General features: G+C 59.3%; 9 protein-coding genes. 2 read left to right on the forward strand and 7 right to left on the reverse strand.

The features are described 5' to 3' along the window. Positions 1-744: 744 nt before the first annotated feature. Together J2129_RS05530 and J2129_RS05535 are read left to right on the forward strand one after the other, a co-directional pair. Positions 745-1,548, forward strand: a complete 804-nt coding sequence (locus J2129_RS05530; protein WP_209629920.1) for a hypothetical protein — start codon at positions 745-747, stop codon at positions 1,546-1,548. Positions 1,549-2,367: 819 nt separating this feature from the next. Next, positions 2,368-2,532 carry a hypothetical protein gene (locus J2129_RS05535; protein WP_209629921.1) on the forward strand — a complete coding sequence of 55 codons (165 nt, stop codon included), beginning with the start codon at positions 2,368-2,370 and terminating at the stop codon, positions 2,530-2,532. Positions 2,533-2,735: 203 nt separating this feature from the next. Here J2129_RS05535 and J2129_RS05540 read toward each other — a convergent pair whose 3' ends face one another. The 7 genes from J2129_RS05540 to J2129_RS05570 form a co-directional block, all read right to left on the reverse strand. Beyond that, positions 2,736-3,656: a PocR ligand-binding domain-containing protein gene (locus tag J2129_RS05540; RefSeq protein WP_209629922.1), complete on the reverse strand. Its 921-nt coding sequence runs from the start codon at positions 3,654-3,656 to the stop codon at positions 2,736-2,738. An 866-nt stretch (positions 3,657-4,522) separates the two neighbouring features. Next, complete coding sequence (wtpA, locus tag J2129_RS05545; RefSeq protein WP_209629923.1) at positions 4,523-5,518, reverse strand: tungstate ABC transporter substrate-binding protein WtpA; 996 nt, start codon at positions 5,516-5,518, stop codon at positions 4,523-4,525. Then, on the reverse strand, positions 5,515-6,093 hold the full coding sequence (locus J2129_RS05550; protein WP_209629924.1) for a molybdopterin-dependent oxidoreductase: 579 nt from the start codon (positions 6,091-6,093) through the stop codon (positions 5,515-5,517). Before J2129_RS05550 ends, wtpA begins: the two co-directional genes overlap by 4 nt. After that, the gene (locus tag J2129_RS05555) at positions 6,090-6,941 is read right to left on the reverse strand and encodes an argininosuccinate synthase (protein WP_209629925.1); all 852 of its coding nucleotides are present in this window, start codon (positions 6,939-6,941) and stop codon (positions 6,090-6,092) included. Before J2129_RS05555 ends, J2129_RS05550 begins: the two co-directional genes overlap by 4 nt. Positions 6,942-6,945: 4 nt before the next feature. Continuing rightward, positions 6,946-8,217, reverse strand: a complete 1,272-nt coding sequence (locus J2129_RS05560; RefSeq protein WP_209629926.1) for a metallophosphoesterase family protein — start codon at positions 8,215-8,217, stop codon at positions 6,946-6,948. After that, positions 8,214-11,249, reverse strand: a complete 3,036-nt coding sequence (locus J2129_RS05565) for a PEGA domain-containing protein (RefSeq protein WP_209629927.1) — start codon at positions 11,247-11,249, stop codon at positions 8,214-8,216. The genes J2129_RS05560 and J2129_RS05565 overlap by 4 nt, the downstream gene beginning before the upstream one ends. Positions 11,250-11,256: 7 nt before the next feature. Then, complete coding sequence (locus J2129_RS05570; protein WP_245320641.1) at positions 11,257-12,057, reverse strand: argininosuccinate synthase; 801 nt, start codon at positions 12,055-12,057, stop codon at positions 11,257-11,259. Positions 12,058-12,066: the final 9 nt, after the last annotated feature.

Genomic DNA, 12,066 nt, shown 5'->3' on the forward strand with positions numbered 1-12,066 from the left:
CGCTGTCCTTGACCTATCAGGGGGCGGGGGGTTCGGGGGGCGGCATACCCCCCGCCAGAGAGATTCATCAAGACGATCTACCATGAAAATGATCCAGAAGATCGCCTTTCCAGGTTTCCATAATGATTTGAGTCCACCAAACACCGTCTGAACTGACACGAAGATTTCGGATACATCTTCCGAATGATCAGGCCTCTGCCTTCCCTGCCCTATCTTCGTCGTGAGGAGTCCGGGGGCAACGCCCCCGACATGGTGTTGCGGGAAGGCGTGATGATCCGATGTGCCGCCCTGATCATAGAATCTTCCCTGTCATCTCGCGCCGGGGGGAAACCCCCCGGAACCCCCCACGACGAAGATCGGTGGGGGCGGCGATGAAACACGATCCCCACCGGTTCTCCTCTCTTGAAAAGAGAGAGAAAGAGAGCACGTGACGAGAAATTTTCATCATGTATGCTTGAACCCCACGTTCATGCCCGATTCTACAGAGCCAAAGAGATAAGCTTCAGGATCATGTTCATGGAGCATATCCCAAAACTCCCTCAGACCTGATCGTCCCTCCAAACCGAAGCGACAGGAGGGAGGCACATGGGTCAGGCGGACTTCAAGCATTGGCGAGGAGGACTACAACGTCGATTCTACATATTTTTCTTCCCGCGTTGAGAGGATTTTCCCTGCACCTCCCCCTCGTGACACCCCCATCCCCTTATATCTTAGAAGCCAGCAAGGAGACCTGGGGGATGTATCATGCAGCAGGCATTTGGAAGACATACCACACATATCACAGAGGGAGAGATCCTTGCCGCCGATTTTCTTGTCCCGGCACCTGAGGATGAAAAGGCCGGGTTTTCCAGGAGATTCAGGGCGGTGTCAGAACGGGAAGAGTCTCCGGTCGCGGTCATCGGGGTGCCGGAGACCAGGAACCTTGCCATGCTCCTGGACAAGGACGACTGGAAGGTTCTTGACCCCTTTGTCAGGACCGATATGGAGACGTACGACTTTTTCCTTGTCAGGCTCTGCTGCTCACTCCATCCTGTGAGTGAAGAGACGGCCCTCCATTCGGCAGAATTCGGGGTTGCCCTGCGTCAGGACGGAAAAAAGAACGCACCCCTGGTTTATGCGATGTACCCGAGACTGGTCTCGGACATCGTCAGGGAGACGAGTACGATGGGGCTCACCGGTTCACTGGAACTGGTCCCAATGGTCGGGGTGACCGCCGGGCTCGAGGGGACGATCGAGACCGGAGTCGAGTACTCCAGGCTTGTCCCAAAGGTCACCGCTCACTTCGACACCGGCCAGAGTGGGGGACACTGGGACCTGGAGAGGACCGAGGTGGAGGAATTGCAGGGGATCCGCTACTTCTACCTCCTGGTCAGGGCTCCAAAGGGGTTTGAGAGTCTCTGGGTGAGGTTCGACCTGAGTGCGAAGGTGAAGTACAGGGGGCGGTGGCGCGACTTTTTCTTTACGCCCGAGAGGCCTGAACCCGCCACCCTTGAATTCGACCTCCTCACCGGTGAGAAAAAGGTGGGACGGGCACTGCTCGTCGCCTGAGTCCATCTCATCTCTTCTCCTTTTTTTTCACCCGCATGCCCACTCTTTCAAAAATTGCGTCCCCATCCACCCCGCCCATTGGACGCGAGAGTGTGTGTCGCACACGGACAGGAACCTGAATTTCTGCAGAGCCGAAAGTACGGCTCTGTAGAAATCCTCTTAATGAATCTCTCTGGAGGGGGGGGCGTGCCGCGACACGAGAGGGCGAGAAGGGCAGCACTCTTGCCATAGTCGCCCATGATGCCTTCCCCCCTATCTTCTTCCCAGGGGTCCGGGGCAGAGCCTCCGGAGGGAAACTATGGGTAGGCGGATGACACGCATTCTTCCCACGAAAAGTGAGGAACTCTACAGAGCCAAAATTGGATCTTGTCCTGTGGGTATCAGTCAGAGGGGATACTTGAGGGGATCGAATCCTCATGCAAACCTGGAGCAAATCCCAAAAGTATCCTGACATGAATCTTCGTCTGGATCAAAACCTTTCATTCCAGAAATTCTGAGCACAGATCTTCCGTCGGGTGGTTGGCTGCCCCGCGGTCCCCCCCCACAGAAGAGAGGGGGGAGGACGGTAATCCCCTCTTCTGCATCATCACATGCGCCTTCCTGCCCCTATCTTCATCCAGGGGGTCTGGGGGAGCCGCGCCCCCAGGGCGATTGTTCGAAGAAGGCATGATGATCTGACGTGCCGCCCCACATGTATAGAGACTAAAGAATGTTCTCCTGGTTTCTTTCGCCGGGGGGGAGACCCCCCGGAACCCCCCCACGACGAAGATAGAGGTCGGGCGGCAGAACACCCGGTGAAAAGATAGAAGAAGATGATGAATGGATGTACACGCTACAAAGAGAGGAGAGTTTGACACTATCATCTCTCTTTATCTTTTGGCAGAGGGGGGAAGACAGGAGAGTTTTGAGATGACCTCTTGGAGAGACGGTTGTGTAGAAATTCTCTCGACAGTGCTCTTCGACGGGGGACATGTTGCCCCCTGAACCCCCCGCGTAAGCGATAATAGGCAGGGGACGGCAATCCCCTCCACATGGTTGTTGATTGTGCCTTCCTGGTCTCATCTCCATCCAGGGTCCGGGGGCAACGCCCACCTACGTGAGCATCGAGGAAGGCGGTCGAGTCAGGGGTGCACCTCGAAGAGGTGAAGGTATCTGCAGACCCGAAAGTCCCAGTCCCACCTGCACCTTCAGCGCCTGCGACGGTCGACCAGGGAGATCAGGTACAGGGGCCGCTCAGAGATCTTGCCCACGGTCAGGAGCACGTCGATCTCCTCGCCATCGGCCCGCCTGATCACCGCCTCGCACCCCTCAGAAGGAGACGCCGCACCCCCCTTCCTGCACCGGTTGAACTCGTCGAGGACATGCTGCTGGTCAGGCAGAAATATCGAGGTCCAGCGCCGCCCTATCAGGTGAGTTCTGTCCTCGCCAAGGAGTTCACCACACCGGGTGTTGACATGGATCAGGGCTCCGTCCTCCCTGACCATCGCCATCGCCGTCCCTGCATGCTCAAAGATTGCCCGAAGATTATTTTCCAGGCGATTCAGACGCTCTTCCACATTTTTTCGTCTCGCCGCCTCGGTCATGGACCGGTGGAGGTGGGTGAGGTTATGGGAGAGGAAATGGCCAAGGACGATATACTTCTTCCTGGCCTCTTCGACCTCCTTCTCAGAGAGAACCGAGACCTCTGCAAGGGCATCTTCATAGTCCCTGACAGGATATCCATACCGCTGCGCCAGGCTCAGGAAATATCCAGACTTCGGCTCATTCTCTGAACGGAAAAACGGGGGTCCAAGGAGGGTCGCCACATGCCGCTCCCCGATGGTGACCGGGACGGCGATCCGCCAGAGATGATAGGGGCAGAGATAGACGAAAAAACTCCGAGATGAGGCATAGGTGCCGACCTTTGCCATACATTTCCTGCACTCCCTCCCACTGGCCGTATGTTTCCTGTGAAACTCAGAGCAGACTCGTGCCTCCCCGACAGACACGCACTCACGGCCTTCGAGAGTGAGGAGAGACGACGGGAGACCAAGAAGGTCGCCGGCTTCATCGAGCAGGGTATGCAACCTGGTGAGTTCAGGGGCCTGGACAACAACTCGTTCGCTCATAGTGTATCAATCAATGTGTTCCTGGGTACATTTCAGGCACTGACCTGGTGGTGGATCTGGTTCCTGATATAGAGAAATAATCACTGTTCCCCCATATAGTTTCTTTGAATAATCCTGATCTCTGGAGAGAAGCATAATGTAAAAAGAAAGAATGGAGAACTGCTTAAAATGCGGAACCATCCCCCTGACAACTGCATGACATCAGGACAGCGCTCATGAATATGGAAGCACCTTCGAGAAACAGGCCCTGAGGCCATCCCGGACGTAGTCACGGCGTGGACCCTCTCAGGGATCAAAAATGGTCTTTGACTCTGTGAAAGGGCGTCCCTGCAGTGCGAGTACGGGGGGACTCGCCGCTCGAAGGTGTTTGACCTTCTCAAGGTCGCGGGTGTTCATACCGGTCATCCATTCGAAGTCCCTGAAAAGGGAGGGCCGTCCTCGACCTCTCGTGTGGCGGGGAAGGCGGGGCGGGGCGGTCACGCTCGCGCCAAAAAGTGGCGAGGGATTACCATGAAAACGGCCCTGACGATCGACCAGGGAGATTTGTATGATGATTTCTCCTCGCCAGGATCCTCCACACCAGACATACGGACTACAGAAACGCTCTCAGAATTATCGGGCGCCCTCAGCGTAGCATCTTCACTGATGTCTCGCACCGGAGACGGAGAGAGGGGCGGGGCGGCAATGAGGCGGCGGTCTCACAAGGTGTCCTGTGTGAAGGGGCGGGCACAGATCCACACACCCTGGAGACCCACGACCATGTTTCAATCATGTATGCGTGGGCCGGGGGTTCATGCCGGATTCTATAGGGCCTGAAAAAAAGAGACACACGGCGGTCTGCCATATGCCTTCCCAGAAAAAAATGTTCAGAGGGGTGAAGGCCAGCCTTCGCCATGCCCCTCAGAGAACTCTGCAACCATGTAGTCCATGAACTCATGGGCAAGGTCAGGGTGCGGGGCGGTGTTCGGGACCGTCGCCGCATAGACGATCGGGTTACCGATCCGCTCGCTCCCGATGGACCCGAACCGCTGGAACCCAAGTTTCACCACTGCCTTCTTGTAGTCGTCGGCATATGCCGCAGCACTGAGGTCGATCTCGGTCGGGAGGGTGACATAGTTCAGGCCATGCCCCTCGGCGACACTCAGGTACTCGAAGGCATAGTCCACTCCGCCGGCGTCCAGGAGCGAGAGGAGATAGATGCTCCCGTCCCGCACCCGGACCTTCTCGCCCTCTGCCTTGAGGACTTCAGGGAGGGTGATCACCGTGGCGTCCCCGTCCTGAGAGACCTCTGGTGCGGGATTGAGATAGTCGCCGAGGATGGCGTCATAGATGGTGTCGTTGTCATAGTAGTCCTCGGCAAGCGTCGTCACCATCAGCGAGCGGTAGCCCGCGGCATCGAGCATCGGGTTCGAGATCCCGACGACGACGTCTGGCCTGGCAAGGACTTCATGCCAGTTCTTGCTGGAGATCTCGTCGGCATACAGGCTGTGGTTGGTATAGGCAACGACCACCTGGTTGGTGGCAAAGGTGGTGTACGAGTCGGTGTAGTTCCCTTCGCCTTCCTCCATCGGGCGGTACATCATATCAGGGATGAGTGCCTCGTCTGCGACCACCACCACGTCGATGGCGCGGTGGAGGTCGGTCACCTGCCTCACGCACTGGATGGACCCGTGCCCCTCGATCTGGACATCCACCCCAGGATGGGAGGCCTCAAACCCGGCCTCCACCTCTTCCATAGGAAGAAGAAGACTCCCGGCCGGGACGACACGGAGAGTGGTGGGTGCGTCGTCGCCGCCGGTACACCCGGCAGTCAGGACGCACGCCGCCGCAAGGAGGAGGAGCATGAGGGGGAGGCCCCTCATGAACGTTCCACCTCGATCGTGTCCACCCACTTCACCCAGGCGCTCCCTTCAGTGATGGTGCCAGGGTCGTCGGTGCCGACCACGATCCTCAGCGGGCCGCCATCCCCTTCTGGGACCGCCGTGCCGTTGAACTCGTAGGCAAGGACCAGGGTGAGGTCTGGCGAGGTTTTCTCCTTGAGATCCTCGTCAAAGGTCACAAACCCCTTCCCGGCCACCTGCTCGTCGTCGAAGACCCAGTAGTAGCCGTCAGGCGCCGAGATCCCGACCTGGTCGCCGGTTTCAAACCCACCGATCTGCTCGAAGAGCGTGGTGAGAGGGACACCTTTCACCGTATAGGGGCCGTATTTGATCCCGACCGTGGAGACCGCATAGCCATAGCCCTCCCAGGCAGGGAGTGCCTTGACCTCATCGAAGGTGAGCACCTTCTCCTGCGTGCCGTCGGTGAGCGTGAGGTTCCAGGCGACCTTGTCCTCGACCTGAGCACCAGGATCGTTCGTCCCGGTACACCCGCAGACTGCGGCCGCCGCGCAGACGAGCGCAACGAGGGCCAGGCACTGGATGATACGGGCCTTCATCGGCGCATCCTCCATACCAGTCCGGCAACACCAAGTCCGGTCAGCAGCCCGAAGACCGGTGCCGGACTCTCTGTGGGTTCTGTGGTCGCCGGAACCCCGGTCGTCTCAGGTAAGGCAGAGCCCTGGAGTGACTTGACAGGGACATTCTTGGCCCCGCCGTAGCCGTCCTCATAGACCCGCACCTCGTCGATCCACTTCACGGTATAGCCTGAGGTAGAGGGGTAGAGGTTGTTGAAGAGGTGGAGGCGTTCGGGCGGGAAGCACTCGCGCATATCCTGGTTCCCGAAGACATGTTTGCCCTCAGGGTTGGTGGAGTTGTCGGCAAAGAAGACCAGACGCATGGCGGCATGATAGTCAGACGGATAGCCGACACCCTGCCGTTCACCGACAGCGGCGTCCTCGCCATTGTACCAGCAGATGCCGATCGGGCCCTGGCGCGGCTGGGGTTCATAGACGTTCTCGTACCCGAACTCGATATGGTACCCGTCGCCCGCCTTGATCATCACTTCGTCGCCGGGTTCCATCCCACCGACCAGGTCGCAGAGGTCGGCAAGGTCAGTCCCCTTCACTGCCCCGCGGTCCTTGAAGTTGGTGGTCTCGTTCCTGTCCCACTGGGTCTCTTTGTCTTCAGCAAAGACCGGGCCCTGATGGTAGTAATGGGTCACGCCGTCGCCGAGGACAGGGAGGTTCGTCTCCATCCACTGGTAGTCGACGGTCGTCTCATTGAGCACCGTGGTGCCGTTGTCTCCAAGCTTTACCACATACACCGAGTCGGTCGGTGCGGCCTGCACCCCTGCGAAACATGCGCAGAGGAGCAGGATTAGAAATATACTCTTTGTTTCGTTCATACAATCACCATATTTTTCTCAGCCACAGAGTCGCGAGACCAAATGCCGCGCATGCGCTGAACGGAGAGAGCGGCGTCTGTGCGGGCTCTCCCCCTCCACGTTGCGGCGTCATCACCACGGTCTCGAAGACGGCGTCAGGGGGGTGGAGGGCCACGACCTCCTTGCTGTCCTCAGAGAGCGTTGCCACCGGCACCAGTTCGGCGGTGACATTCTCAGCGGTCACGTGGACCCGGAGGTAGGCGAGGGTGTGCTCAAGACTGTTCGCATACCCGGCCATTTTTTCCTCTGCAAGCGGGTAGAGCGCTTCCCCGCCGCAGGGGACTACGAAGTATTCGGTCCCGTTCACTTCGTAGCGCTCGTAGGCATGGACATGCCCGCTGAAAACCCCGGCAACACCGTAGCGCTCGAAGAGCGGGGTCCAGGCCTCGCGGAGAGTGCGGTCCCCGCCCCGGTGGCGCTCATTGGAGGAGAAGACCGGGTGATGGAAGGCGGCAAAAGTCCACTGCTCCTCGGCACCGGCAAGGTCGTCTTCCAGCCATACGGTCTCTTCGTCGAGCCGCCCCTTCGCCCAGTCATTGGAGTCGAGGACCGCAACGTGGGCCCGGCCGCAGTCGAAGGAGTACCACTCAGGCACCTCGAAAGTCTCGTAGTACACCGAACGGTTCCCTTCGTGGTTGCCGAGGGCCGGGTAGAGGGTGGTGTTCGAAAGCATCTGCCGTCCTGACGCGAAGAACTGGTTCCACTCGTCGAGGTCATGCCCGAAGGTGACGAAGTCCCCGCAGTGGAGGACAAACGAGAGGCTCTCCTCCATCGCAATCCGGTCGGCGACCAGTTTATGCCGTTCCATGGGGGTGAAGTAAGGGGCCTGGCCTCGCGTGTCGCTGTAGACCACAAAGGTGCATGCCCCCTCCCCGAAAGTCCTGAACCGGCAGTCAGGGCCGGTCGCCCCGTCGGTGTTTACCGCGTAGTGATAGACAGTCCCAGGGGTCAGATCGGTGAGGGCGACGTGGTGGAGCGAGGTTGTGACGTCGTCGGTCACCTCCGCGGTGTATCCCTCCTCCTGAAAGGTTGTCTCATCGGCGTAGGCCACCACACCCCCGGCCGTCGGCCCGGCGGTCTTCCATGAGACGACCGCCGAGGTCTCGTCGGTCCCGGTGACATACGGCCCCCAGAGGAGGGCGTCCCCCGCTGCCGTCGCTGCGGCAGGGAGGAGGAGCATGGCAAGAAGGAGCCATGCGACGCCGCCCTTCTGCTCAGAAGATCTTACGCCAATCATCTCCTCAACCTGACCTCACAGGTCGCCACCTGGTCCGGGTGGACCATCACGTCTTCAACGGTCTTTGAGTCAGAGCGCCCGACCACCTTGACAGAGTACTTTCCGAGGTCCATCCCGGTGAAGAGGTGCGGGGTGACCTCTCCGGTGTTCTTCTCGTAGAGATAGATCCGCCCTCCCGCCGGGGTGCTGTTCACATACAGACTGCCGTGGGCATAGGTATCCAGGGTGAACTTTATCGCGCGGTCGTCGATCCTCTCAGGGATGAAGACCTCATCCTCTTTGGGGAGATACCCCGGCTTTGTGACCATCACGCCATGCCGCCCGTACGAGACATTCTCGATGAGGGCAGGTGTCGCGTGACCGGTGGCAAAGCCGTCGATGAAGACCTCGGCCCCGCCCGGAGTCGAGTCGACCCTGAGGGTGGTCAGAGCAGGCACGTCATCAAGCGTCACGGTCCCGCCATCCTCCGCCCGGTCCGAGACCGGGAAAGAGAGGAAGGTGGCGTTATGGCAGAGAGAGACATATGCCGTGAGCGGCGGAACCTTCACCTTTGCCGGGATCTTCTTGCCGGTCGCATGCCCATTGACGGCACACATCTCGCCCTTGAAGCCAGGGGCCTCGATGGTGACCGCACGGTCCATGGAACCGCCTTCATAACGGCTGAAATAGGCTGGGACGATCTTACCGGCGATGACCCAGACCTCCTTGGTGTCGACATTATACGAGATCTTGTCTTTTTTGATCTTCACCTTGTGCCGCCCTTCCTTGAGGCCGTTGACCACCTTGGGAGTTTTTCCCTCGATCTTTCTGCCGTCGATATAGATCGTGGCCCCTGCGTCAGAGGCGTCGACATAGATCCCACCAGAGCGCAGGTCGCTCCCCTGCGTGGCAAGGAGGTCCAGGCCGTTCGGGTCGACTTTCCTGTTGGGGTTGGTGGATTCAAGGGCAACGGTCACATCGGTCTCCTCGGTGAGGTCAAAGGTGGTCTCGTAAGGGCGATAGCCCTCAAGGACCAATTCGAGGGAGTGGGTGCCGGTGGACACGTCCTCCAGTCTGGCCGGGGTGATCGTCCCGAGATACTCCCCGTCAAGGACGACCTGTGCTCCGGCCGGGGCGGTGATGATGGTGAGGGATGCGCTCTCAGGGAGCGCAGGTGCGGGCGTGGGGGTCGAGACTGGTTCAAGGACCGGAGGCGGCGTGGGTACCGCAGGAATATCGGCCTCCGGTGCCGGGAAGAGCGAGCCAACGAGCGGGAGGCCATGAAGCCAACCAAAAAGCCCGGACCAGAGATCTCCTTCCTCGGTGTCCTCGCCATCTCCTGCCGCAAGTTGGGTGGTGGGCGGGAGCGTGGCGGTGGTCTGGACGACGGTGGGGGGTGGCGTTGTCTGTGTCGGCGTCGGCTCAGCCTCCGGCTCTGCGTCGCCGACGACCAGGACCGCAAGACGGTTCTCCAGATAATCGCCGCGTTCATCATAGGAGACGCTGGAGACGGCAAGGGTGTTCTCCACCGGCCTGAGGTACGGAGTCACCTCAGCCTCTCCGATCGAGATCTTCTCTTCACCTGCATTGAGGAGGTTCATCCACTCTCCGTCATGGAAGGTGAGAGCGTTGGTGTAGGTGTCGTTCCCGCATGCCCCGGTCACGACCGAGAAGACCCTGGCCTCGATATCCCCGTTTCGCATGACCTCTTCGGCAAACTCCGCCTTGCTGGTCGCGGCTTCTTCCTTGACACCCGCAGCCTGGTCGGCCTCGATGGCGTCCGCACCCTCGGCCACCCAGTAGGTAGTGGTCGTTTCATTCTCCCTGACGACCGCAAAGAGCACCCCGCCGTACAGGGTGAGCCCGGTCTCTTCAGGGCCATGATAGTTCATGTCAAGTGAGAGGTTGCCTGCCGGCACCGGAGCCTTGAGATCATAGCACCAGGTCTCGACGGCAGGTTCGTCGTCGTCAGGGCCGAGGTCGGCATAATATTCGGCGAGAGTGAGTGTCTGCGAGTCGAGCACGGCAGAGAGATCGTCCTTCTTGGCCTCGTCCTTTGCGGTGTTGTTGGTCCCGAAGAGGTACAGGCGTGCGGTCTCGACGTCCTCAAGCCCGGTGGTGTTGAGCGTGAAGTGTGCGGTCTCGCCGGAGGTGATGTTCTGTGCACCGCCATCGGTCTGGAGAAGAGAGACCGAACCGTTCACTGTCCCATGAAGGGCCTGGGTGAGCATTGCGCCCTCGAACCCGTGGGACTTTGAGAACCCTCCGCTATCGCCGCCCCCTCCGCTACCAGAGGAGGAACCGCCCTGGCTGGGATCGATCTGGCTGAAGATAGTGATCCGATCGACATGATAGACTGAGTTACCGCTTGCTGAGGGCAACTCGTTATTATAGAAATACCAATACTCCTCATCCCACGACTCGTGCATGTCCCAGTTGCCCCAGACATGCATCCCGGCATCGTTCATAGTCTCGGAGAGGAAGTAGAGGCGCATGCCATTTGAAAATCCTTCGTCGATGTAGCCATAACCATGCCCCTCATCTTCTTTTCCATGATACCAGGCAATCACCATCGGGCCCTGCCTGGGGTTGGGAGAATTGACGTACTCTGCCGGCCACTTTTTATACATCCCGTCACAGGCCTTGATCTCGATCATGTCTCCCTCTGCCGCCCCACCGACGAGGTCGCAGAGGTCTTTGACGTCAGTGCCCATGAACTCGCCATAGTCCTTATAATCAAGGTTGATGTCCTCGGTCGGGTTCCAGTAGTTATACTCCTCGCCAGGATGGGCCTCTTTCCAGCCCCCCTCAAAGATCGGGCCCTGGTTGTAATAGGTCGTCTCGCCGTCGCCCTGCACAGGGAGATTGTCTCTCATCCACTCCCAGGTGACGGTCTTCTGGTCGAGGACTGTCTTCTCGTCGTTTGCCAGTTTAGTAATTGTCAATTCGGTCGTCGGCGCCGCAGAGGCAGGGACCGCGATCAATGCTGCAAGAAAAAGAAAGAGTGCGGCGACGGCCAGGCACCTGGCCGTCGTGCTGTGCATGCTCTTCATGGCTGGTTCACCTCCTCAGGGCGGCGACGGCACAGAGGGCAAGGAGCCCTGCCAGGGGAGAGAGGGGAGACTCGGTGGCCGGGGTCGTCGGGAGATCGCCGGTATCGTTCCCGGCGTCATGTGCCGTGATCGCGAGTTCGCCCACATGCTTGACTGAAAGCCCGCTCGTCGAGGGCCAGTCGCCGCCGAAGAAATGCCACTCGTTCTCAGGGAGGGTCTCTTTCATATCATTGTTCCCAAAGACATGCCAGCCCCAGGGATTGGTCGAGGTGTCGGCAAAGAAGATCAGGCGCATGCCGTCATAATACTCAGGGACATACCCTGACCCCTGCGGGTCGCCGGTGAGGGAGTCCTCGCCCACGTACCAGGCGATCCCCATGGATCCTTTTCGTGGGTCTTCCTCGTAGACGCTCTCGTAGGAGAATTTCTTGTAGAACCCGTCTTCAGCCTTGACCTTGAGGGTATCGCCGGCGGTCATGCCGCCGACAAGGTCGCAGAGGTCGCTGACCGCGGTCCCTTTCACCGCACCCAGATCACGTGTGTCGACGTTCTGGTATTCGGCAGGGTCCCAGAGGTCAGACTCGTTGAAGGTCGGGCCCTGGTGGTAATAATGGGTCTTGCCGTCCCCAAGGACAGGCAGGTTCTCCTCCATCCATGTGTAATCTACAGTCCGCTCGTCCAGGACGGTGGTCCCGTCAGGGGCGTACTTGACGACATGCACCTCGCTCGTCGCGGCGGCCGCCGGTATCATGAAGACCAGCATGAGCAGCACGAGTGGGGCGATTTTCAATACGCCGTGCTCTTTCATTTGTCATTC

Source organism: Methanofollis sp. W23, assembly GCF_017875325.1.
GTDB lineage: Archaea > Halobacteriota > Methanomicrobia > Methanomicrobiales > Methanofollaceae > Methanofollis.